Consider the following 23,768-nt stretch of genomic DNA (forward strand, 5'->3'; position numbering starts at 1 on the left):
AGTTCTTGATGGAGATATTGAAAGCCGGCCCGCCGCGGCGCTGAAGGCGCGCCCGGCGGTCAGGGCCGGGGAAGATTGCATTGGATTTATTGCGCTTCCGGCAGCGGCGTGCGCAAGGTCACGAACTCTTCCGCCGAGGTCGGATGGATGCCGATAGTGTCGTCGAACACGCGCTTGGTAGCGCCAGCACGCAAAGCCACCGCAATGCCCTGGATGATTTCGCCGGCATCCGGGCCGACCATGTGGCAGCCGAGCACCTTGTCGCTGTCGGCATCGACCACCAGTTTCATCATGGTCTTTTCATGATAGTCGCCCAGGCTCAGCTTCATCGGCCGGAAGCGCGCTTCGAACAGCTTGATCTTGTGGCCGGCGCTGCGCGCTTCCTGTTCCGTCAGGCCGACCGTGGCGATATTCGGCAGGCTGAACACCGCTGTCGGGATCAGCTTGTAATCGACCGGCCGATATTCCTCCGGGCGGAACAAGCGGCGCGCCACCGCCATGCCTTCGGCCAGCGCCACCGGCGTCAGCTGCACCTTGCCGATCACGTCGCCCAGGGCCAGGATCGACGGCGCGGAGCTGCGGTATTCGCTGTCGACCTTGATGAAGCCTTTGTCATCCAACGCCACATCGACGTTTTCCAGGCCCAGGTTGTCCAGCATCGGACGCCGCCCGGTGGCGTAGAACACACAGTCGGTTTCCAGCACGCGCTGGTCCTTCAGCGTTACCTTCAGGCTGCCGTCAGTCTGCCTGTCGATGCGCGCAATGTCGGCATTGAACTGCAGGCCCAGGCCCTTTTTCTCGAACTCCTGTTTCAGATGCAGACGCACGCCCTGGTCGAAGCCGCGCAAGAACAGGTCGCCGCGGTACAGCAGGCTGGTCTCGGCGCCGAGGCCATGGAAAATCGAGGCGAACTCGACTGCGATATAGCCGCCGCCGATGACCAGCACGCGGCGCGGCAGCTCTTTCAGGAAGAAAGCTTCGTTGGACGTGATCGCGTGTTCCTTGCCGGGAATCTCAGGCACCTGCGGCCAGCCGCCGGTGGCGATCAAAATGTTGGCGGCGCTGATGCGTTGGCCGTTGATTTCCACCGTGTGCGCATCCACCAGCCTGGCGTGGCCTTCATGCAGGGCGACGCCGCTGTTCAGCAGGAGGCCGCGATAGACTTCGTTGAGACGATGGATTTCGCGGTTCTTGTTGGCGATCAGGGTAGCCCAGTCGAACTGCGGCTTGCCGGCGGTCCAGCCGAAACTGGAGGCGACGTCAAAATCCTCGCTGAAATGGGCGCCGTACACCAGGAATTTCTTTGGCACGCAGCCGACATTGACGCAGGTGCCGCCCAGGTAGCGGCTTTCCGCCACGGCGACGCGGGCGCCGAAACCGGCGGCAAAACGGGCGGCGCGCACACCGCCGGAGCCTGCTCCAATTACGAACAGATCGACATCGAAAGACATTGGCATTCTCCTAGAACCAACTATTACTGAGCAAAAACGGCGAACAACGACGGACAGCGATGGACAACAATGGGCAGCCGCCAGATCTTACGCCATAGCGCGATGACGAGTGAAGCCCGCAGTATGAATCAATCAAATCAATCCAGCAGGCTCTCGTCCCAGGCATGCACCGTCTGCTGCTGCTCGCCGAGGCCGTCGATGCCCAGCCGGACGACGTCGCCATGCTTCAGATACAGCGGCGGCTTCTGGCCCATGCCGACGCCGGGCGGCGTGCCGGTGGAAATGAGGTCGCCCGGATATAGCGTGGTGAACTGGCTGATGTAGTGGACCAGGAAAGCGACGTTGAAAATCATGGTCCTGGTGCTGCCGTTCTGGAAGCGCTTGCCGTTGACTTCCAGCCACATGGAGAGATTTTGCGGATCGCCGACTTCATCGGCCGTCACCAGCCAGGGGCCGACCGGACCGAAAGTATCGCAGCCCTTGCCCTTGTCCCAGGTGCCGCTGCGTTCGATCTGGTATTCGCGTTCGGAGACATCGTTGACGACGCAATAGCCGGCCACATGCGACAAGGCCTGGTCCAGTTCGACGTATCGCGCCTTGCTGCCGATGACCACCCCCAGCTCGACTTCCCAGTCGGTCTTGAGCGAATTCTTCGGCATCACGATGGGATCGTTGGGACCGCCGAAACAGCTGTTCCACTTGTTGAACAGCACCGGCTCGGCCGGCACCGCCAAGCCTGATTCGGCGGCATGGTCGCTATAGTTCAAGCCGATGCACATGAATTTGCCGAGACCGCTGAACGGTGCGCCGATGCGGCCGGGCGCGCTGATTTCCGGCAGGCCGGCGGCATCGATCGCGCGCAGCTGCGCCAGGCCGTCCGGCGTCAGCTGCCGCGCCGTGATGTCCGCGACGACGCCGGACAGATCGCGCAGCTTGCCGCCGCTATCCAGCATGGCCGGCTTTTCCTGCCCTTTGGGACCTACTCGCAATAGCTTCATCTGTTGCTTCCTTGTGTTTTTTTTGGGCTTGGCTAAACGATCATACTATCAAACCACCGGCAAGACAGAGGCCGCCCCATCGACCCCGGCCATGCAGAGACGCATGTTTTACGTCAGAATACGGGGCCTGGCCGCAATCGGCCCCACCCCAAGTCTCTTCAAATCATCTATGCCGAATCTTAATTTACTGATGGGTTTTGCGCTGGTCGCCTTCGGCATGGTGCTGACGCCAGGCCCCAACATGATCTACCTGATCTCGCGCTCGATCTGCCAGGGACCGAAAGCCGGTTTCATTTCGCTGGCCGGGGTCGCCACCGGATTCGTGTTCTACATGCTGTGCGCCGCCTTCGGCATCACTGCCCTGCTGTTCGCGGTGCCGCTGGCCTACGATGTGTTGCGCTTCGGCGGCGCTGCCTACCTGCTCTACCTGGCATGGCAAGCGGTCAAGCCGGGCGGCCGCTCGCCTTTCGCGGTGCGCGACCTGCCAATGGACAGCAACCGCAAGCTGTTCTTCATGGGCTTGTTCACCAACCTGCTCAACCCCAAGGTGGCCCTGATGTACCTGGCGCTGATGCCGCAGTTCATCGATCCGAACGGCGCCAGCATCCTGGTGCAGTCGCTGGGACTGGGCGTGGTCCAGATCCTGATCAGCATCACGGTCAATTCGATGGTGACGCTGGCGGCCGGGAGCATTGCCGGCTTCCTCGGCAGCCGCCCTAGCTGGCTGCTGATCCAGCGCTGGCTGATGGGTACGGTGCTGGCCGGCCTGGCGGTGCGGATTGCCTTGCAGGCAAAGAAATAAGGAGGGCGTAAGCGCCAAATCGCCAATTATTGGCTAAGATGCAAGCTGCCCCACAAATCCGGAGTCGCCTGAATGCCGCATTTGCCGTTTGCACTGATTTCCGCCACCGTTCTGCTGTTGCATGCCGCCGGCATCGTCGCCGCCATCCACGCCCTGATGCATACGCGCACGCCGCAAGGCGCAGTGGCCTGGGTATTCGGCCTGGTGCTGCTCCCCTACTTCACCCTGCTGCCTTACCTGTTCCTCGGCAGCAAACGCTTTTCCGGCTACGCCGAACTGCATCACTCGCGCCAGGCGCGCCTGCAGCAGCTGGATGACCCGGCCCAGCTGGCCCTGTCGACGGAGTATCCGCCGCACCCCGGCGCCCAGCGCTACCAGGCCATCAGCAAGATGCTCGGCGTGCCCTTCCTGAGCGGCCATCGCCTGCGGCTGCTGGTCAACGGCGCCGCCAGTTTCGAAGCGATCTTCGCCGCCATCGCCAGCGCCGAGCGCTACCTGCTGGTGCAATTTTTCATCATCCATGACGACGAGCTCGGCCGCAAACTGCAGGCTGCAATGCTGGAACGCGCCGCCGCCGGGGTCCGCGTGTACGTGCTGTACGACGGCGTCGGCAGCCACGACCTGCCTGCTTCCTATGGCGCCATCCTGCGCGCCGGCGGCGTCGAGATCCATCGTTTCGCCACGCGCCGCTGGCGCAACCGCTTCCAGCTCAACTTCCGCAATCACCGCAAGGTGGTGGTGGTGGACGGCTGGCGCGGCTTTGTCGGCGGCCTCAATGTCGGCGAGGAATATCTCGGCAAGAAGCCGCCGCTGGCGCCCTGGCGCGATACCCATATGGAGCTGCAGGGACCGGCGGTAGCCGACCTGCAGCTGGCGTTCGACGAAAACTGGCAATGGATCACCGGCCAGCCGCTCAAGCTGTCGGCGCCGCGCCCGGCCGACGGCCAGGCCACCAGCCTGGTTGCCGCTACCGGCCCGGCCGATGCCCAGGAAACCTGTTCGCTGTTCTTCATCCAGGCCATCCACGCCGCGCGCCACCGGCTGTGGCTGACCACGCCCTACCTGGTGCCCGACTCGGCAGTCAACGCCGCCTTGCAGCTGGCGGTGTTCCGCGGCGTCGACGTACGTATCCTGATTCCCGCCATTCCCGACCATCGCACCGTGTTCCTGGCGTCGACCTTGTACGCGCACGAACTGGTGCGCGCCGGCGTGCGCGTATTCCGCTACCAGCCTGGCTTCACGCACCAGAAGGTGATGCTGATCGATGACGACACCGCCTCCATCGGCAGCATGAACCTCGATAACCGTTCGCTACGGCTGAATTTTGAAATCACCTCCCTCAACATCGACCGCGCATTTGCCGGTGAGGTCGAAACGATGCTGCTGGCCGACTTTGCCCAGGGCGTAGAAATCGACGTCGCCGATTACGCCAGGCTGCCTTATCCGTACCGGGTGCTGATCCATGTGGCGCGCCTGGTGAGCCCGCTGCTCTAAAGTTAATGTATTTGCAACAGCATCAAAACAGAACAAAAAACTGACTTCGCGCACTGTATTTACATACAGTAGTGCTATCCTATGGCCGTATCGGATATTACATTTCATATGCCCCATGGAAGCACCAATTCGTCGTATCGCACATCTGGATATGGACGCTTTCTACGCGTCGGTGGAACTGCTGCGCTACCCTGAGCTGCGCGGCCAGGCGGTCGTCATCGGCGGCGGTTCGCGCCACCAGCCCACTGCCGGCGCCGACGGCAAACTGCAATTCCATAAGCTGCGCGACTACGTCGGCCGCGGCGTCGTCACCACCTCCACCTACGAAGCGCGCGCGCTCGGCGTGTTTTCCGCGATGGGCATGATGAAAGCCGCCAAGCTGGCGCCGGACGCCATCCTGCTGCCTACCGATTTCGAGTCCTACCGCCACTACTCGCGGCTGTTCAAGAACGCGGTGGCCGCGATTGCGCCGCTGGTAGAAGACCGCGGCATCGACGAAATCTACATCGACCTCAGCGAGCACGAGGAAGAAATCCGGCCGCTGGCGCAACGCATCAAGGACGCCGTGCGCGCTGCCACCGGCCTGTCCTGCTCGATCGGCATCGCCCCCAACAAGCTGCTCGCCAAGATCTGCTCGGAGCTGGAAAAGCCGGACGGCATCACCGTCATCACCGAGGCCGACATCCCCGCGCGCATCTGGCCGCTGGCAGCGAAAAAAGTCAACGGCATCGGCCCCAAGGCGGCGGAAAAACTGAGCGCGCTTGGACTGCATACCATCGGCGACCTGGCCGCCGCCGACCCCGCTCTGCTGCAAGACAATTTCGGACGCACCTACAGCGAATGGCTGGTGCGCATTTCCCACGGCCAGGATGAGCGCCCGGTGGTCACCAGTTCGGAAACCAAGTCGATCAGCCGCGAATCGACTTTTGAGCGCGACCTGCATGCCAAGCTGGATCGCGATACGTTGACGCCGATATTCACCGATCTGTGCGTGCGCCTTGCCGGCGACCTGCAAAGAAAGGGTTATGTCGGGCGCACCATCGGGATCAAATTGAAGTTTTCTGATTTCCGCGGCGTGACGCGCGACCTGACCTTGCCGGATGCGACGGACGATGCGGCGACAATCCGCCAGGCCGCCGGGGAATGCCTGCGCCGGGTTACCCTGGACCGGCGCTTAAGGTTGCTGGGGGTGCGGGTTACGGCGCTGTCGAGGAAAGAACTGGCTGACAGCGTTCCGGCAATTGTCCAGGGAGAGCTGTTCAACGACGATTAGTTTTCGTGGGCGGCCGCGAGGATGGCAAGGTATCGATCGATTGCATGCTTACAAATCAGCCGGCGCGGCGCCTGCTATCGGCGGGAAATACGGGCCAGCCGCCAGTCAGAGGTGATCCATTGAATCTGCCCCTCCGGATATTTCACAACATCGTCGTCGATGCCGGCGCGCAGCATGCCGCTCACTTCGAACCGTTCATTCGGCACACAAACCATATCGAATGAGTAACCCTTCAATATATCGTGCTCATGTCCGCGCCAATTGTCGGGGCTGTGGAGAGGCGTGATGTAATACCAGCAGGAGTAATCCAGTTTCTCGAACTTGTCGACGGTTTGATTGCGCACCTCGGCATTGTTGATTTCCACGTACACCACCGGACGGTGGCGCAAGATGGATGCGCCGGCGCCGGCCAGCAGTTCGAGTTCGCAGCCTTCGACGTCGGCCTTGATGAAATCGAGCCGCTCCAGTCCCAGCGCATCCAGTGTCGTGCAAGATACACGCTCCGTTTTATCCGCCCACGGCCATTTCAGCGAGGCGCCGCCGAAATTCCATCCCTGGCGTGGATCCAGCAGCGGGAACTCGACCTCGCCGCTTTCAGCGCTGACGGCTTTTTGCATGGCCATGACGTTGATGCAGCCGTTGGCGACCAGATTGGCGCACAGCAGCTGGAAGGTATGGCGCGCCGGCTCGAAAGCAATGACGCTGCCGCCATCGCCGACCAGCCTGGAAAGGCAAATCGTATGCGAGCCGAGGTTGGCGCCGGCCTCAATCACGACGTCTCCGGCCCTGATAATCTGCTGGAACAGCGCAACCTCCGGCTCCGACCATTCGCCATAGATCTGCAGGCTGCGCCCCACGTGCGTATCGTTGCGGTTGACGAAAAAGCGTCCATGCCGTCCTTCCGCCTGGATGAAGACCGACTGCTCGCCAGATGCCTGCACGGCGACTGCGCGCTGGGCGGCGCGCCGGGCATCGCTGCGCATCACCACTGCCCGCAAGCGATCCGGGTAGCCCATGTAATGCAGCATGAAACTGTCGGCATCGTAGAGCGCGGGGTGCGAATTGAAGGACACGCAATCCGACAGCGGCATGGCCGCCGCCCCGCCGGCTTCTTCCCACGCCGAGATGAAAAACCGCTGGTCGCCGCCCGACGCATAGACGCCGCTCTTGTCAGGCACGGCGTCTATCAATGACTGAACCCGTTCCAGATAGGCGCGGCAGGCCGGGGTATTGCCAAATACCATGAAGCCGCTATTGAAAGCATGGCCGGAAACATCGCGCGCCAGCGTCACCGGCCGGCCTTGCGTGATAGCCGCCAGCGGCCGCGCCAGGTCGTGTATCAGGATGTCGGCATCGACCCAGGCCAGCTGTTCATGCGCGTCGAAATGACGCAACAGCAAGGCCGCCTTGATCCAGTTGCCGCTGACCTGCGCCCCTAGGTCTTGCGGCAGATCCCGGTAAATGTAATGCGAATAACCGTGGCGCAGGCAATATGCCGTGATGTTGCGTTCCGAAATGACCGCATACCGGGCAATATTCGGCGTGTAGCAGGTCACCAGCGCAACGGCCTTCCCCGGATTGACGACTTCGTACGCCGGCTTCACCGGCAGGTCGGCGTCAATGTCGTCGAACAGTACGCCATTGCGCGCCCGCACTTCGTTGAGGTAACGCACGAATAGCGCGACCAAACGGGCGTCGTGCGTGTTTTGATGAACGCTGGGATTGAATGACAGCACAAAGGCGGACAGGCCTGGCAAGTGATGGCCGAATGGCGTGAACAGCAGGATGGGCCGATCGACGGCGCCGATAGGCTGATCGCAAGGCTGGGCCGAGATGCCCTCCAGTTCGGAATGATTCCAGCGGTCTGCGCCCTTGTCCGGGATGTTGCGCATCTGATCCAGGACGCTGTCGACCAGGCGCAGCGCTTGCGGGCCGGACTTCATCACGAAAAAGCAGGCCTCGGGGCGATCATGGAATTCGCACTGCGCGAACCACTGCGCTTCATCGCCGATCACTTCCTGGATCGGCAGCGGCATGTACACGGCTGCCGATTCATCGGCAAAAACCAGGGTCGTGTCCGCCGGCGCTGCGGCCAGGATTTTCCGGATCAGGCTGTACTTGTAAAGCAGCAGCGTGCGGGCGCCATTGTCCGGGCTGGCGATCGCGTGCGTGGCATGAGCGTAGCCATGCAGCCGGCAATAGGCGCGATGGTTTTCCAGGATTTCATCGCAAGCGGCGGCGAGCAGGATCGAATGAAAGGAAACGGGGCTTGGATTCATTGAAGATCATCGAAAGAATATTGCAGCATCATAGCAATTTGTACTTGCGAGTACCGGAAAAAAACAATTCTCCCGCAATTTATCTTTCGTGCCGGATGAGACGGCAAAGAATGCCCGTGCAGGTCTCCTTGCCTGTCCTTACCCCTGACTCAAGCATTCCTGAATGTATAAGGCGCCCCGTCGACCAGCTCGGCGCGCTGCCGCACCCGCAGTTCAAGATGCGCGGCCTTATGCACGCTGCCATCTTGCTTGTGTACGGAAACCGGTTTGGTATTGATATTTCCGACCAGCTCCTCCAGCGATACCGGATGAGGCTGATAGCCACGCAATATGAATATCTGCATGAACTCGCTGCGCATGAACGCCCAACGATCATGCCACTGGAAATCGTACTCGGACCATACCGAGATATGCGCTTCCGAATGTTCCATCCCGCTGACATCGTAGTACAGAAATTCCGGGGCTATCACGATGGTGTAGGCGCTGCGGTAAGCCAGGAAATTGAGCAGGTCGAGCGCCTGCGATTTGGGAATATGCTCGATGCAGTCGCCGATCGTCACGACGTCGTACAAACGATTTCTGCACGAGCTGTCGATCACCATCTGCGCGGCATCCATAATCAAGACTTCGTCGTATTTTTCGCGCAATCCGAAACGATCAACATAGTCAGGGACGATTTCGGTGGCGGTCATACGCGCCTGAACGCCTGCCTGCCGTGTCAGGTCGGCGTATTTTCCCTGTCCCGCGCCGATGTCCAGCAGGGTCTTAGGGGCGATTTTTTCAACCAGCCTGAGATACAAATCATTGAATATTCCACAGGAGATGCCAGACATATTTGCTCCGTCAACCTACGTTGCATGAAAAAAGAAATGGGTACAAGGCCTGCAACCTATCCCCGCCTTGGCAATTTGTCAAATCAGACGCCGTCGAATGCTGTTGAACAGAAAACCATGGAATGCGTCTTGCAATGACATATTGCTTGTGCAAAGACGCCGCATTACTTGCCGGCGACAACCTCAATGCAATACAAACCCCAAGGACAGAGCGCAAAACGCTGCGCCAGCGGCTTCTGCGCCAGTTCAGGAATGCGGTCGGCGTCATAAATGGCGAAGATGGGGCCAAAGCCGCCTATCGACAGCGGCATGCCGTCAATCTGAGTGGCCAGGACGTAGTCGTATTTCCGCAGCTGGGCAAAACTGAGCTGCGGCATATAGCCGTCGACCGAATGGAACACGATCTGGGTATCGGCCGCCTTGCTGGCGCCGAGCATGTCCAGCACCGCGCTCAGGCGCGGGCCGCGCAGCTGATGCGGCTTGCCGTCGTATTCCAGCGTCGGATTGATGGTCACCGCGGGCAGCTTGCCGAGCGCGGCCAGGTCAAAGGCGAAGGCGCGCTTGAATTGCACGTTCTGCTTGTGCAGCATCTGGTCGATCACCGCATCGGTCGGGCCGCGGTTGCTGCGCTCGATGGCGCCGGCGATGGTCAGCACGGCCGGGCCGGAAGCTTTGGCATCCGGTGCTGCGCCGGCGGCCGCGAATGCCGGCAGCGCGGACACTCCCAAAGCCCCGGCAATGGAGGCAGCAGCGGTTGATATGAACTGGCGTTTCTTCATTCATGGCTCCTTGGTGAAAACAGCGCGATCCAGGCAATTGCGCGATCAGCAATTGTAGAAGCGCTTTCGGGCAGCCACCGCATTCTTTTGAAAAAAAATTACGCCAGCAACAAAAGCCGCTTAATTTGCCATAGCTTTCGGCTTGACCAGATAACCTAGCCCTGCCGCAATCAATAACAGCACAGTCGCGGTCGCCAGCGCGATCCTGACCCCGCTGCTCATATCGCCGACCGCGCCATCGCTCACCAGCGCGCCGAATACCGCGACGCCGACCGCGCCGCCGACCTGCCTTGCGGTGTTCAATACCGCCGAAGCGGTGCCGGCCCTGCTCTTCCCCACGCTCGACAGGATCGACGTCGTCATGGCCGGCACCGCCAGTCCCATCCCGGCCGGGATCAGCACGAAACCGGGCAGCATGTGCAGGAAACTGGCGTGCTCGGCGACGCCGATGCTGCCTAGCAAGCCATAGCCTGAGGCGCCGATCAGGCCGCCCAGCACCATCGGCAGGCGGATGCCGGCCTTGCCGATCAGCCAGCCGCTGACCAGGTTCGAGAAAATGAAGGTGCCGGTCAGGGGCAGGAACGCCAGCCCGGCTTGCAGCACGCTGTAGTTCTGCACCTTCTGCAGATAAAAGCTGATGACGAAGATCACGCCGTAATAGGAAAAATTCACCAGCACGCCGAACAGCACCGCGGCCGTAAAGCTGGTTTGGTGGAAAAAATTCAGCGGCAACATGGGATGCAGCACTTTGCGCTCAACCATGATGAAGGCGGCGCCGGCGACCAGGGCGACGCAGAATCCGACGATCACCAGCGGATGTTGCACGCCTAGCGGATGGAATTCGATGACCGCACCGACCAGCCCGGTCAGCGCGATGACCGCCAGCAGTTGTCCGAACGGATCAAAGGAGCGTGCATGCGCGCTGGCGGCGATCGCCGGCACTACGCGCAGGGTCAGCAAAAAGCCGAGCGCGCAGATCGGCAGGTTGACCAGGAAGATGCTGCGCCAGCCGGCGGTCGCCAGCAGCAGGCCGCCGATGACCGGGCCGGCGGCGATAGAAACCCCGCCGGCGGCGGTCCAGAGGCCGATGGCTTTGGCGAGCAGCTTTTTGTCATGGGCGCAGGCGCGATTCAGGATGGCCAGGGAACTTGGCACCAGCAATGCCGCGCCTATGCCCTGCACCGCCCTGGCGAGATTCAGGAAGCCGGCGTTCGGCGCCAGTCCGCAGGCCATGGAAGCCAGCGCAAACAATAGAAATCCGGCTAAAAACAGGCGCTTGGAACCGAACTTGTCGCCCAGGGCGCCAGCCGACAGCAGAAACACCGCAAATCCCAGCGTGTACGCATCGACCACCCATTGCAAGGCCGATACGCGCGCGCCCAGATCGGCGCCGATCTGCGGCAAGGCGACGTTGACGATGGTGACGTCGAGCTGGACGATGATGAAGGCGAAGCTGCTGGCGGCAACCGTCCACCCGACCGCAGCAGTTGTTTCATTCGCAACGGCGGGCATCGGCTCGAGAGCGGTCGCGGCTTGAGGAGAAGTCATTGCAGTCATCCAATCGCAAAGTAAGCAAGTCTTGATTCTGAGCGCGTCCGGGTCGCTTGTCACACTACAACAGTACGGTTACCATCAAACTATGGACAACGAACCCGACCTCAGCCGACTGGCCCGCACCATAGGCGATCCTACCCGCATTCAGATGCTGGCGCTGCTGATGGAGGGGCGCGCCCTGACCGCCAAGGAGCTGGCCTACGGCACCGAGATCAAGCCGGCGACCGCCACCAGCCACCTGAAACAGCTGATGGAAGACCGCCTGCTGGAGATGACCAGCCAGGGCCGGCACAAGTATTTTCGGCTGGCGTCGCCGGAAGTGGCGCGCCTGATTGAATCGCTGATGGTGTTCGCGCCGAAACGCAAGCGGGTCGGCCCGGCCACCGGCAACGATGCGATCTGCACCGCGCGTTTCTGCTACGACCACCTGGCCGGCAAGCTGGGCACCCGCCTGACCGAAGCGCTGGTTGCGCGCGGCTTGCTGAATGCCGATGACGGCCTGTTTGCGCTGTCGGCGTCCGGTGAAACCTGGTTCAAGCAATTCGGCATCAACACCGACGAGTTGCAAAAAAGCCGGCGCCAGTTCGCCTACCCTTGCCTGGACTGGAGCGAACGCCGCGATCATCTGGCCGGCGCCCTGGGCGCGACGCTGGCCAAGCGCATGATCGAACTGGGCTGGCTGACGCGCAGCAAGCACTCGCGCGTGGTCGCCGTCACCGCAGCGGGCCGCAGCGCATTGACGGCGGAGTTCGGCATCACGCTGGACCAAGCCTAGCGTCGTGTTTCGGCTCCATCAACCATCGGGAAACAAATCCATGCATCAAGGCGTGCTGTTCGCATTGCTGGCCGCCGCCTTCTTCGGCGCCAGCACTCCCTTCGCCAAGCTGCTGGTCGGCCAGGTGCCGCCGGTGATGCTGGCGGCCCTGCTGTATCTCGGCAGCGGCGTCGGCCTCTCGCTCTGGTACGGGCTGCGCCGCCTGCGCGCCGGCAGCCAGGGCGCTGCCGACGGCTTGCGCAAAACCGACCTGCCCTGGCTGGCGGCAGCGATCTTCAGCGGCGGCATCGCCGGCCCGGTGCTGCTGATGTTCGGACTGGCGCAGACGCCTGCTTCCAGCGCTTCGCTGCTGCTGAACATGGAAGGCGTGCTGACTGCCGCGCTGGCCTGGTTCGTGTTCAAGGAAAATTTCGACCGCCGCATCGTGCTCGGCATGATTGCCATCGTCCTCGCCGGCGTGCTGCTGTCTTGGCAACAGATGCCGCAGTTCGGCCTGCCCTGGGGGCCGCTGGCCATCCTGGCGGCGTGCCTGTGCTGGGCCATCGACAATAACCTGACACGGCGGATTTCCGCCAGCGATGCGGTACAGATCGCCGCGCTCAAGGGCCTGGTGGCCGGCCTGGCGAACCTGGCGCTGGCTTTGCTGTTGGGGGCAAGCCTGCCGGACCTTGCCAGGATAGGCGCCGCGGCGCTGATCGGCTTCAGCGGCTACGGCCTCAGCCTGGTGCTGTTCGTGCTGGCGCTGCGCCATCTTGGCAGCGCCCGCACCGGCGCCTATTTCTCGGCGGCGCCTTTCATCGGCGCGGCGATTTCGCTGCTGGTCCTGCATGAGGCTGTCGGCGGCATGTTCTGGCTGGCCGCCGCATTGATGGGATTGGGCATCTGGCTGCACCTGACGGAACGTCACCAGCATCCGCATACCCACGAAGAAATCGAGCACAGCCACAGCCATAGCCATGACCTGCATCACCAGCATGAACACGATTTCGCCTGGGACGGCCGCGAACCGCACAGCCATCCGCACCGCCACCTGCCGATCAGCCATAGCCATGCGCACTATCCCGACATCCATCATCAGCACAAACACTAGATTTGCCGGGCCAAGAGCAATGAACCGGCTGCTTTATTTGCGTTGCTGACGACGGCGGATCGGCAAGCTCTTCTTCCACTGAATACCACCTGATGCAACCTGTCATTTTTGACAGGTTGAATTTGCATCCCGGGAATGCAAGCATTAATCAGGCTCTGAGATTCATCAAACGTCCAGTTGTGAAAATCGCGGCGCGTCTTGCTCCGGGATCTTGTTTTTAGAACATGGTTTTCCTGTCTGAAAACGGCTAGCAACATCACCGCGGCAATTGGCAAGAAGGCAAGCGCCGATTTCCAGCCACGCGGGCGATGCGCAACGCGATGGAGGCTCAATGGCAGCTGAATCGGAATCTCAAAAGAACGACGCCAAGGCGTCCCAGCAGCCGGGCGGAGTGACCCTTCCGCAACTGAGCCTGCCCAAAGGCGGCGGTGCGATCCGCGGCATAGACGAAAAATTCAGCGCCAATCCGGCCACAGGCACCGGCATGCTCAATATTCCGGTTGCTGTCAGCGCGGGACGATCGGGATTCGGTCCGACGCTCTCCCTGTCATACGATTCCGGTGGCGGCAACGGCATTTTCGGGTTCGGCTGGAGCCTCTCGCTGCCTGCCATCACGCGCCGCACCGACAAGGGCGTGCCGCGCTATCACGATCAGGAAGAGCGCGGCGCCCTGTCCGACATCTTTGTGCTGTCCGGGTCGGAAGACCTGGTGCCGGTACGGCTGGAAAACGGCGACGGCCAGCAGGTTTTCGACGACAGCGTACGAGACGGATACCGCATCCGGCGCTACCGCCCCCGTATCGAAGGCCTGTTCGCGCGGATCGAATGCTGGACCCGCCTGAGCGATGGCGACAGCCATTGGCGCAGCATTTCCAAGGACAACGTCCTGACGTTATACGGCATAGATAGCGCTTCCCGGATTGCCGATCCGGCCGATCCTGTGAAGGTCTTCAGCTGGCTCATGTGCCAGAGCTATGACGACAAGGGGAATGTCATTGTGTACAGCCATGTCGCGGAAGACGAGCGCGGCATCGACCTTGCCCGGCCGAATGAACGCCACCGCACAAGATCGGCCAACCGCTATCTGAAACGCATATGCTACGGCAACCTGACGCCGCTTTTCTTCGACGCCGGCAGCCCCCATCTCGAGCAGGCTTGCCGTCTTCACCGGCCCGATGCCGCGGCATGGGCCTTTGAAATCGTATTCGACTACGGCGAAGGCCATTACCGCCAAGACCCGCCCGACGCAGCAGGCCGTATCCTGGCGGACGCCGGCACCGGCAGCCAGCATCCATGGCCGGCTCGCGCCGACGCATTCTCCTCCTATCGTGCCGGCTTTGAAATCCGCACCTGCCGGCTATGCCGGCGGATATTGATGTTCCACTGCTTTCCGGAGGAGCTGGGCCGATCGCCTTGCCTGGTGCGCTCCACCGCGCTCGCCTTTGATGAAAAAGCCAGCGGATCGTTTATCCGCCGCGCCGAGCAGTGCTTCCACAAACGCCTGGATGACGGCCGCTATCTCAGCGAAGCCTTGCCGCCGCTCGACCTGGGTTATACCCCAAGCCCGCTTGACACTCCCGGTTTCGAAGGATTCCAGCTGGCCGAGGTGGCGCCGGACAGCCTCGACAATCTGCAGGGCGGCATCGACGGCCAGAACAATCGCTGGCTGGATCTGAACGCAGAAGGGATTCCAGGCGTGCTGACCGAACAGGGCGGCACCTGGTTCTACAAGCCCAACAACGGCAACGGCCGCTTCGGCGCAACCGAAACCGTGCAGTCGCTCCCCGCTGCGTCCGCCTTGAACCAGAATGCCGGCACCCAGCTGCTCACCGACGTGACCGGCGACGGCACGCTCAGCCTGGTCGATTTTTCGCCGCCGCTTGCCGGATTTCACGCCCGCACGGCGGACTCGGGCTGGCAGGGTTTCCGCGCCTTCCTCTCGCTGCCGGTACGTGACTGGAAGGACCCCAACCTGCGTTTCGTCGACCTGACCGGCGACGGCATCGCCGACATACTGGTGACCGAGGAAGCAGCGATAAGCTGGCACCCTTCCTTGCTGGCGGAGGGTTTTGGCGCCGGGCTGCGGGTGCGCATCGCACTGGATGAAGAACATGGCCCTCGCATCGTCTTAGCCAACCCCGAACAATCGATCTACCTGGCCGACATGTCGGGCGACGGCCTGTCCGACCTGGTGCGCATACGCAATGGTGAAGTCTGTTACTGGCCCAATCTCGGCTACGGCAGGTTTGGCGCCAAGGTCAGCATGGACAATGTCGCCCGCTTCGATCAGCCGGACCTGTTCGAGCAGGATCGCATCCGCCTGGCCGACACCGATGGCTCGGGCACCAGCGATGTGCTCTACCTAGCGCGCGACGGCGTCCATGTTTTCCTGAACCTGGCCGGCAACGGCTTGAGCAGCGCGCGCCACCTGCGCGGCTTTCCTTCCATCGACAATGCAGCGGCGGTCTCCGTCACCGACTTTCTCGGGCACGGCACCGCCTGCCTGCTGTGGTCTTCACCCTTGCCGCGCGATGGCGGCCGGCAATTGCGCTACGTCGACCTGATGTGCGGCCAAAAGCCGCATCTGCTATGCCATGTCGCCAACAACCTGGGCGCGGAAACCAGCATCGAATACGCTTCGTCGACCGAGTTTTACCTGGCCGACAAGGCGGCAGGCAAACCGTGGATCAGCAAGCTGCCGTTCCCGGTCCACGTCGTCAAGAGCATCGAAACCTACGATTACGTGAGCCGCAACCGCTTCGTCACCAGCTACACTTTTCATCACGGCTACTACGACGGCGTTGAACGGGAGTTCCGCGGCTTTGCCCGGGTCGAGCAGCTCGATACCGAAGAGCTCGCCAGCCTGGGCGCGAGCGGCGCCTTCCCCACGGGCGGCAATTGCAGTCCAGCCTCCAGCGTGCCGCCGGTACTCACCAAGACCTGGTTCCACACCGGTATTTTCCTCCACAACGAAAATGTTTCGCGCCATCTCGCGCACGAGTACTACCAGGAAGGCGCCAGGCGCTGCGGCGAATCCGGACTGAGCCGAGAGCAGCTCAAGGCCATGCAGCTCAACGATACCGTGCTGCCGCAGCATCTGCATGCGGAAGAAGCGCGCGAAGCCTGCCGCTCCCTGAAAGGCAGCATGCTGCGGCAGGAAGTCTATGCGCTCGACGGCAAGGAAGAATCGTGCCGGCCCTATGTCGTGACGGAGAATAACTATACGATCCGGATCCTGCAGCGGCGGCAGGTCAACCGCTACGCCGTGTTCTTCACGCATGCGCGCGAAGCGGTCAGCTTTCACTACGAGCGCAAGCTCTATGCGACCGACGCTGGCCGGCGCGCCGACCCGCGAGTGACGCATGAGGTGACGCTGGCAACCGACGATTTCGGCAATGTGCTGAAGTCAGTCGCGATCGCCTACGGCCGCAGGTTCCCAGAGCCGTCGCCCTTGCTGCTCGAGAGCGACCGCAAGCTGCAGTCGCAAAGCTTGATCACCCTGTCGGAAAACAGCTATACCAATGCGGTGACGGCGCGCGACGCCTACCGCACGCCCTTGCCTGCCGAGAGCCGCCAGTTCCAGCTGGTCGGGCTGGAACCCGCGGCCAGGCTGCCTGCCGTCACCAATCTGCTGCAGTTCGATGAACTGCTGGAGCAGGTGCGGCAAGCCGGCGACGGCGCGCACGACCTTCCATTCGAAGACTGGCAGGCGCTGGGAGCGAGCGGGCCAGGCGTCTATCGGCGCCTGCTCAAGCACAACCGCAACCGCTATCGCAGCAACCGCCTGGACTGCCTGTTGCCGCCGGGCTCGCTGGAATCGCTTGGATTGCCAGGCCAGAGCTATCGGCTCACGTTCACAGCCGGCTTGCTGGCCACGGTCCTGCAGCGGCATGGCCCGGGCCAGCCGCCGCAGGCGTTGCTGCCGGATCCGGCCACGGTGCTGGCCAGCCGCGCCCAGGATGGCGGCGCCTACCTCGATCTGGATCACGATGGCAACTGGTGGATGCCGGGCAGCACCGTGTTTTACAGCAGCGATCCATCCGCGGATTCGAATGAAGAACTGAAACAGGCCGCGGCGCATTTTTTCCTGCCGCGCCGGGTTGAAGACCCGTTCGGCAATTCCAGCACTGTCGATTTCGACGCCCATGACCTGCTGACCATCCGGACCGTGGACGCCGTCGGCAACGTCGTCACGGTCGACTACGACTACCGCGTCATGCAGCCCAAGATGCTGACCGATCCGAACGGCAATCGCAGCGCTGCGGCCTTCAATGTGCTGGAACTGGTCGCCGGCAACGCGCTCATGGGCAAGGCAGGAGAGCATGCCGGCGATTCGCTGGCGGGATTCCGCACCGACCTCACGCGTCCGGAAATCGACGCCTTCTTCGATGCGCCGCAAGGTGCGCCGGGCATGACGCTGCTGGGCAACGCCACCAGCCGCACGCTGTATGACATCCACCGCTTCGCGCGGACCCGCGCCGCCGCGCCCGCCAACCCGGACCTGTGGCAGCCGGCCTGCGCCGCAGCGCTGGCGCGCGAAACCCATGTCAGCGACCTGGCGCCGGGGCAAGCCAGCAAGATCCAGATCTGCTTCAGTTATTCCGACGGCTTCGCCCGCGAAGTCCAAAGAAAGGCCGAGGCCGATCCGGGACCGCTGGCGGCAGGCGGCCCAGTCGTCCAGTCGCGCTGGATCGGCGAAGGCTGGACGGTTTTCAACAACAAGGGCAAGCCGGTCCGCAAATACGAGCCGTTTTTCGACGACACGCACAACTTCCGGTTCGACCACAGGCACGGCGTCAGCCCGATTCTGTTCTACGATCCGGTCGGCCGCGCCATCGGCACCTTGAACCCGGACCACAGCTGGCTGAAAAGCGTATTTGATCCCTGGCGGCAGACGATCTGGGACGCCAACGACACTGTGCTGGCGAGCGAGCCGCAGGACGATCCCGACCTCGGTGATTTTTTCCGGCGCCTGCCGCCGGCGGACTATTTGCCGAGCTGGCATGACAGCCGCATATCCGGAGCGCTCGGCCGGTGGCAGCAGCAAGCTGCTCGCAAAGCCGCAGTCCATGCCGGCACCCCGAGCCTGGCCTTCACCGACGTCATGGGCCGCATGGTGCTGAGCATCGCCCACAACCGCTTCCATTCCGCCGGCGCGGATAAGGACCGGCAGCAGCCGCAAGCCGAGTTCTACGCGACCCGCACCCTGTTCGACATCGAAGGCAACCACCGCGAGGTGATCGACGCCAAGGGCCGCGTCATCATGCGCTACGACTATGACCTCGCCAACAAACAGCTGCACCAGGCCAGCATGGAGGCAGGCGAGCGCTGGCTGCTGGAGGACGCCGGCGGCAAGCCGATACGGGCCTGGGACAGCCGCGGCCACAATATCCGCAACGCCTACGATGGCTTGCGGCGACATGTCGGAACCTATCTGAGCGACGGCGGCGCGCCGGAAAAACTGGTCGGGCGCACGCTGTATGGTGACTCCCTCGGCGATTCCCTTGCCGCGCCGGCCGGCGATAAGAATCGGGAGCCAGGCATCGATCCGCTAAGCGCCAACCTGCGCGGCAGGGTAGTGCAAATCCATGACCAGAGCGGACTCGCGGTCAACCGTGCCTACGATTTCAAAGGCAACCTGCTGTGCAGCCGGCATCGGCTGGCGCGCGAATACAAGAAGACCCTGGACTGGTCCGGTGAAGTTGCGCTCGAGCAGCGAGAGTACGACAACAGCATTGCCTACGACGCCCTCAACCGTGCAATCGAGTATGTCAGTCCCGACCGCAGCGCCATACGCTCGGCTTACAACAAGATCAACCTGCTGCAGCGGCTAGAGGCAAACCTGGCCGGAGCCCGGGCCGCCACGCTGTTCATCGCCGCCGTCGACTACAACGCCAAGCGCCAGCGCAGCATGATCGAATACGGCAACGGCGTACGCACCGATTATGAATACGACCCGCTGACTTTCCGTCTGCTGTGCTTGCAGACCGCACGTCCGTCGGCCAGATTCGCGCGCGATTGTCCGGCGCCGCCGTTGGCGGATGCGGACTGGCCTGGCTGCAAGCTGCAAAACCTGCACTATAGCTATGATCCGGTCGGCAACATCACGCATATCCACGACAGCGCCCAGCAGTCGGTCTATTTCCGCAACCGCCGGGTCGACCCGGACAACGACTATACCTACGATGCCATCTATCGGCTGATCGAAGCCAGCGGCCGCGAACATTTGGGGCAAGCCGGCGCAGCACCGACCCCCAACTCCGGCAGCGACCTGCCGCATGTGGGCTTGCCGCAGCCTGGCGACGGCAACGCCATGGCCCGCTACATCGAGCAATACGTCTACGATGCCGTTGGCAATATCCTGGCGGCGCAGCATCGCGGCAGCGATTCAAGCCATGCCGGCTGGACCCGCACTTACGCTTACCAGGAAGCCAGCCAGCTGCAGCCGGCCATGGCCAGCAACCGCCTGAGCAGCACGCAGATCGGCGCCGCCACCGAGCACTATCGCTACCAGGGTCCGGCCGGCTTGCATGGCGATATCACCGGCTTGCCGCAGCTGTCGATGCTGCAGTGGGATTACCGCGACCAGCTGCAGGCGGTTGCGCAGCAGCAGGTCAGCCGCGGCGCGCCGGAAACCACCTGGTACGTGTATGACGCCAATGGCAAGCGCGTGCGGAAAATCACCGAAAGCCATGCCTGCGACGGCGACGCCTGCATGCGCCTGAAAGAGCGCGTGTATCTCGGCAACTTCGAGATCTACCGCGAATACGGCAACCATGGCGACGACGAAACTGTCGCGCTTGAACGGCAGACGCTGCATATCATGGATAACGCACTGCGCCTGGCCCTGGTGGAAACCCGGAGCGCGGGCGACGATGGCTCGCCGCAGCAGCTGATCCGCTATCAATGCGGCAATCATCTTGCCTCGGTCAGCCTGGAGCTGGATGCCGCGGCGCAGGTCATTTCGTACGAGGAATATACCCCTTTCGGCGCCAGCTCTTACCAGGCGTTGCTGGGCAAGACGCCGAAGCGCTACCGCTACACAGGCAAGGAGCGCGATGAAGAGAGCGGCCTGGAATATCATGGCGCCAGATATTACCTGCCGTGGCTGGGGCGATGGCTGAATGCAGATCCGCTCGACATCAAGGATGCGGTCAACGTCTACCAATACTGCGGCAACAACCCGGTCAAGAATTTCGATCCAAGCGGCACCATCAAATGTTCCGAGCTGGCCGGCGCCGAAGGCGCCGGAGCAGCGGCCTGCGAACCGGACAATCCGCCGCCAGCAACCGCGGAGCCCCCTGCTGCTCCTGCCGCCAGCGGCGACTCGACCGCGATGGCAATCTTAAAAGGAATCGGCGGAATTCTCTGGGCGCTCACCCCCTTTTCGATGAGCGGCTGCAACTCCAACAACAACCAGCCACCGCCGCCGGCCCCTGCACCGCCGCCACCGCCTCCTCCGGTAGCGACCTCAGCTCCGCCACCGCCCGCCGCGCCGGCGCCGGTAGCCAATGTCACCGGCAACTATGTGCTGGTGGTAGGCGGCACCAGCGTCAATGACCCCAAAGCCCACGACCAGGATCCCTGGAATTTCCTGCAGGCAGCCGGCCTGAGGGCCAAGAACATCAAAACGGCCGACAAGGACGCAAAAATAACGCTCATCATGTATTCGCCCGACAATCTCAGTTATCAAAAAAGAGCTGTGGCCGATGGAAAATCCAAGGATTATTTCGAATCTAAAATGAGCGAAAGCGCGAAGAAAATCGGCTATCAGCTGATCATCATCAAAAAATCAGACGAGCTGACGCCTTTGCTGAATACGGCCGCCAACGGCCAGGTGAAAAAACTGGAGTATTTTGGCCACTCCAATCCCCACGGCCTGTTTTTGGAGTACAGCTCGAAAACACCGTCGGTCTCTACGGACACTTGGGGAGAGAGCCAGGCGAAAAATGTAAAGAAGGAAATATTTGCTGCCAGCGGCGAGGTGAATCTCTACGGCTGCAATCTGGGACAGTCAGGCGGCCTCGGCGAAAAAATCAAGGCCTTGTGGGGCAAGAAGACCACCGCTTCGGATACGGATACGAGTTATAAACCGATCGGACAGGGCATCTGGCAGCCCAAGGGGCATTACAAGGTCATGCAGTAACCTGTTGCAGCCAGCGCCATCCGCTAGCTGCAACAGTCAATCCAGTCAGAGTGAGAAACGCGCCCGCTTACGGATGCTTGGCGTTCAAGACCCGGCGTGCGAAGACCCAGGCTACCGCTACGAACACGATCAGCCCCAGCCATTGTGCGGTGCCTTCAAACGCCGGGCCGACCAGCGCCAGCGGAGAGTCCGTGCCGCTGAAACCGATAATCCCGGCCAGCACCACGCCGACCAGGCTTTCGCCGACGATCAGGCCGGACGCCAGCAGCACGCCGCGGCGGTTGGACGGCTCGGCGTACTGCTCGTAAGGCACGCCCTTCTGCTGCGCGCGCTTCTTGAGGACGCGTTCAATACCCCAGGCCAGCAAGGTGCCCAGCACCAGAGTCGACGCCACGGTTGGCGGCAGGTAGATGCCGATACCGACCGCCAGCACCGGCAAGCGGGCCATGCCGCCGCGATGGCGCAGGATTTCATCGACGACCACCAGCGCCACGCCCAGGCCAAGGCCGATCAGGATCATGTCCCAGTTCAGCTGGTGGGTGAAGATGCCGGTGGCGATCGCCGTCATCAGGGTCGCCTGCGGCGCCGACAAGGCATGCGCAACGTCCATATCGGCGCGCGGCATGGCGCCGGCGAAGCCATAGGCGTTGTACAGCAGTTCCAGCACAGGCGGAATTACCACTGCGCCGACCACGCAGCCGATCAGCAAGGCCACTTGCTGGCGCCAAGGGGTAGCGCCGACCAGCCAGCCGGTTTTCAGGTCCTGCAGGTTATCGTTGGAAATGGTGGCCACTGCAATCACGGCCGAAGTGGTGAAGATCGCCAGCGCGATGCCCAGCTTGTTGCCGGTCTCGGTCGCCAGCAAGCCGTCGGCGCTGCCGACCAGCAGGATCAGCAAGGACACCAGCACCACGGCGACGATACCGACGCCGGAAATCGGGCTGGCGGACGAACCGATCAGGCCAGCCATGTAGCCGCAGGCGGCGGCGATCAGGAAACCGAAAATCACGGCGAACAGGACGCTGTAAGCCACCAGCCCCCACATCACGCCGGAGCTGAGCGGCGCGGCGCTGAGGAAGCTGCCGAAAGTGACGACCAGGATCGCCACCAGCACCAGCGTAATGCCGACGATCCACACCGGCGACATGTCCTGTTCGGTGCGCGGGATGTTGATGCGGCCGTTGCCGCCGCTCAGGGCCCGGAAGGAAGTCTTGACGCCTTCCAGCATAGGCTTGAACAAGGTGATCAGCGTCCACACCGCCGCCACGCCGATGGTGCCGGCGCCGATGAAACGGACATCCTTGCTCCACAGGCCGGTGGCGTACTTGGCCAGGGTCATGCCGTCCGGAATGGCATGCATTGATGTCAACACCGGCACGGCGATGCCCCAGGCGATCAGCAGGCCGATCAGCATGGCGATGCCGGCGACGATGCCGATCAGGTAGCCGGCGCCCAGCAAGGCCAGCGAAAATCCGCTGGAAATCCGCAGCACGGCAGGGCCGGCCGCAAACCACAGGCTGATGCCCTCGCTCAAAATCCGGAAACCGGATGAGGCCAGGGTCACGACCGCGGCGACCACGCCGCCGGCCATGATGTCGACAATGCCGGTTTCGGCTTTCACGCCAGGCTTGCCGCTGGCCGCATCGGCTTCCACATCGGCGCTGCCGACACGCAGGATTTCCGCCGCCGCCACGCCTTCCGGATAGGGCAGATCGCTCTGCACCACCATCGCGTGGCGCAAAGGAATCGTAAACATCACGCCCAGCATGCCGCCGGCGGCGCAGATCGCCAGCGTTTGCCAATAAGGGAAGCCTTGCCAGTAGCCGATCATCACCAGGCCCGGCAAGATGAAAATAATAGAAGACAAGGTGCCGGCGGCCGAAGCCTGGGTCTGCACCATATTGTTTTCAAGGATGTTGGCGCTCTTGAACATGCGCAGCACGGCCATGGAAATCACGGCGGCGGGAATGGCGGAAGAAAAAGTCAGGCCTACTTTCAGGCCCAGGTAGACATTGGAGGCAGTGAAGACGACGGTTATCAAAGCGCCAAGGATGATGCCGCGTACCGTCAATTCCGGTAGTGAAACATTATCGGCTATGCGCCCATTTTTACTAAGCAAATCGGACATCGAAACTCCATCACTAAAAATTGCAATGCGCTAATTATCCTCGAAACAGTTGCTCTCCATCCAAAAATTTGACTTCGGTCTACAATGCCCCGGTAGGAAGCTGCCCAGACAAAATCAGCTCAGGATTGAAAAATGCGCGTTATCAAAAAAGCCACGCCATAGCGAA

The 23,768-nt window shown here is 62.1% G+C and carries 14 protein-coding genes; 6 read left to right on the top strand and 8 right to left on the bottom strand.

Annotated elements, in window-relative coordinates:
- Positions 1–86: 86 nt before the first annotated feature.
- Positions 87–1,451 (bottom strand): glutathione-disulfide reductase, encoded by a 1,365-nt coding sequence (gene gorA, locus KHU30_RS04120; RefSeq protein ID WP_211441345.1) that lies wholly within the window; start codon positions 1,449–1,451, stop codon positions 87–89.
- A 137-nt stretch (positions 1,452–1,588) separates the two neighbouring features.
- A complete protein-coding gene (locus KHU30_RS04125) occupies positions 1,589–2,449 on the bottom strand; it encodes a fumarylacetoacetate hydrolase family protein (RefSeq protein ID WP_211441346.1) in 861 nt (286 codons plus the stop codon).
- Positions 2,450–2,618: 169 nt separating this feature from the next.
- Between KHU30_RS04125 and KHU30_RS04130 the strand changes: the two genes are divergently transcribed.
- The 3 genes from KHU30_RS04130 (at position 2,619) to dinB (ending at position 6,018) form a co-directional block, all read left to right on the top strand.
- The gene (locus KHU30_RS04130; RefSeq protein ID WP_211441347.1) at positions 2,619–3,251 is read left to right on the top strand and encodes a LysE family translocator; all 633 of its coding nucleotides are present in this window, start codon (positions 2,619–2,621) and stop codon (positions 3,249–3,251) included.
- A gap of 72 nt (positions 3,252–3,323) precedes the next feature.
- Complete coding sequence (gene cls, locus KHU30_RS04135; protein ID WP_211441348.1) at positions 3,324–4,745, top strand: cardiolipin synthase; 1,422 nt, start codon at positions 3,324–3,326, stop codon at positions 4,743–4,745.
- Between the two features lie 115 nt (positions 4,746–4,860).
- A complete protein-coding gene (gene dinB, locus KHU30_RS04140) occupies positions 4,861–6,018 on the top strand; it encodes a DNA polymerase IV (protein ID WP_211441349.1) in 1,158 nt (385 codons plus the stop codon).
- Between the two features lie 74 nt (positions 6,019–6,092).
- Here dinB and KHU30_RS25055 read toward each other — a convergent pair whose 3' ends face one another.
- From KHU30_RS25055 to KHU30_RS04160, 4 genes are all read right to left on the bottom strand, one after another.
- Positions 6,093–8,297, bottom strand: coding sequence for an FkbM family methyltransferase (locus tag KHU30_RS25055; protein ID WP_230427176.1), 2,205 nt, complete (start codon positions 8,295–8,297; stop codon positions 6,093–6,095).
- Positions 8,298–8,446: 149 nt separating this feature from the next.
- The gene (locus KHU30_RS04150; protein ID WP_211441350.1) at positions 8,447–9,130 is read right to left on the bottom strand and encodes a methyltransferase domain-containing protein; all 684 of its coding nucleotides are present in this window, start codon (positions 9,128–9,130) and stop codon (positions 8,447–8,449) included.
- A gap of 164 nt (positions 9,131–9,294) precedes the next feature.
- Positions 9,295–9,909, bottom strand: a complete 615-nt coding sequence (locus KHU30_RS04155; protein ID WP_211441351.1) for a molybdopterin-dependent oxidoreductase — start codon at positions 9,907–9,909, stop codon at positions 9,295–9,297.
- 120 nt (positions 9,910–10,029) lie between these two features.
- Positions 10,030–11,457 carry an MFS transporter gene (locus KHU30_RS04160; protein ID WP_407928018.1) on the bottom strand — a complete coding sequence of 476 codons (1,428 nt, stop codon included), beginning with the start codon at positions 11,455–11,457 and terminating at the stop codon, positions 10,030–10,032.
- Positions 11,458–11,548: 91 nt separating this feature from the next.
- Between KHU30_RS04160 and KHU30_RS04165 the strand changes: the two genes are divergently transcribed.
- Both KHU30_RS04165 and KHU30_RS04170 read left to right on the top strand, forming a co-directional pair.
- On the top strand, positions 11,549–12,238 hold the full coding sequence (locus KHU30_RS04165; RefSeq protein ID WP_211441352.1) for an ArsR/SmtB family transcription factor: 690 nt from the start codon (positions 11,549–11,551) through the stop codon (positions 12,236–12,238).
- Positions 12,239–12,278: 40 nt separating this feature from the next.
- On the top strand, positions 12,279–13,328 hold the full coding sequence (locus tag KHU30_RS04170; RefSeq protein WP_211441353.1) for a DMT family transporter: 1,050 nt from the start codon (positions 12,279–12,281) through the stop codon (positions 13,326–13,328).
- Here the strand turns inward: KHU30_RS04170 and KHU30_RS04175 are convergent.
- The gene (locus KHU30_RS04175) at positions 13,325–13,660 is read right to left on the bottom strand and encodes a hypothetical protein (RefSeq protein WP_211441354.1); all 336 of its coding nucleotides are present in this window, start codon (positions 13,658–13,660) and stop codon (positions 13,325–13,327) included. The genes KHU30_RS04170 and KHU30_RS04175 overlap by 4 nt on opposite strands.
- Here KHU30_RS04175 and KHU30_RS04180 point away from each other — a divergent pair.
- Positions 13,660–21,474 (top strand): SpvB/TcaC N-terminal domain-containing protein, encoded by a 7,815-nt coding sequence (locus tag KHU30_RS04180; RefSeq protein ID WP_211441355.1) that lies wholly within the window; start codon positions 13,660–13,662, stop codon positions 21,472–21,474. The genes KHU30_RS04175 and KHU30_RS04180 overlap by 1 nt on opposite strands.
- 67 nt (positions 21,475–21,541) lie before the next feature.
- Here KHU30_RS04180 and KHU30_RS04185 read toward each other — a convergent pair whose 3' ends face one another.
- The gene (locus KHU30_RS04185) at positions 21,542–23,602 is read right to left on the bottom strand and encodes an OPT family oligopeptide transporter (protein ID WP_211441356.1); all 2,061 of its coding nucleotides are present in this window, start codon (positions 23,600–23,602) and stop codon (positions 21,542–21,544) included.
- Between the last annotated feature and the right edge of the window lie 166 nt (positions 23,603–23,768).

The organism is Collimonas humicola, from assembly GCF_018304945.1.
Taxonomy (GTDB): Bacteria; Pseudomonadota; Gammaproteobacteria; order Burkholderiales; family Burkholderiaceae_D; genus Collimonas; species Collimonas humicola.

Excerpts from the sequence above, each read along its gene's own strand:
- gorA (WP_211441345.1), bottom strand. The coding sequence starts at position 1,451 with ATGTCTTTCGATGTCGATCTGTTCGTAATTGGAGCAGGCTCCGGCGGT.
- KHU30_RS04125 (WP_211441346.1), bottom strand. The coding sequence starts at position 2,449 with ATGAAGCTATTGCGAGTAGGTCCCAAAGGGCAGGAAAAGCCGGCCATG.
- KHU30_RS04130 (WP_211441347.1), top strand. The coding sequence starts at position 2,619 with ATGCCGAATCTTAATTTACTGATGGGTTTTGCGCTGGTCGCCTTCGGC.
- cls (WP_211441348.1), top strand. The coding sequence starts at position 3,324 with ATGCCGCATTTGCCGTTTGCACTGATTTCCGCCACCGTTCTGCTGTTG.
- dinB (WP_211441349.1), top strand. The coding sequence starts at position 4,861 with ATGGAAGCACCAATTCGTCGTATCGCACATCTGGATATGGACGCTTTC.
- KHU30_RS25055 (WP_230427176.1), bottom strand. The coding sequence starts at position 8,297 with ATGAATCCAAGCCCCGTTTCCTTTCATTCGATCCTGCTCGCCGCCGCT.
- KHU30_RS04150 (WP_211441350.1), bottom strand. The coding sequence starts at position 9,130 with ATGTCTGGCATCTCCTGTGGAATATTCAATGATTTGTATCTCAGGCTG.
- KHU30_RS04155 (WP_211441351.1), bottom strand. The coding sequence starts at position 9,909 with ATGAAGAAACGCCAGTTCATATCAACCGCTGCTGCCTCCATTGCCGGG.
- KHU30_RS04160 (WP_407928018.1), bottom strand. The coding sequence starts at position 11,457 with ATGACTTCTCCTCAAGCCGCGACCGCTCTCGAGCCGATGCCCGCCGTT.
- KHU30_RS04165 (WP_211441352.1), top strand. The coding sequence starts at position 11,549 with ATGGACAACGAACCCGACCTCAGCCGACTGGCCCGCACCATAGGCGAT.
- KHU30_RS04170 (WP_211441353.1), top strand. The coding sequence starts at position 12,279 with ATGCATCAAGGCGTGCTGTTCGCATTGCTGGCCGCCGCCTTCTTCGGC.
- KHU30_RS04180 (WP_211441355.1), top strand. The coding sequence starts at position 13,660 with ATGGCAGCTGAATCGGAATCTCAAAAGAACGACGCCAAGGCGTCCCAG.
- KHU30_RS04185 (WP_211441356.1), bottom strand. The coding sequence starts at position 23,602 with ATGTCCGATTTGCTTAGTAAAAATGGGCGCATAGCCGATAATGTTTCA.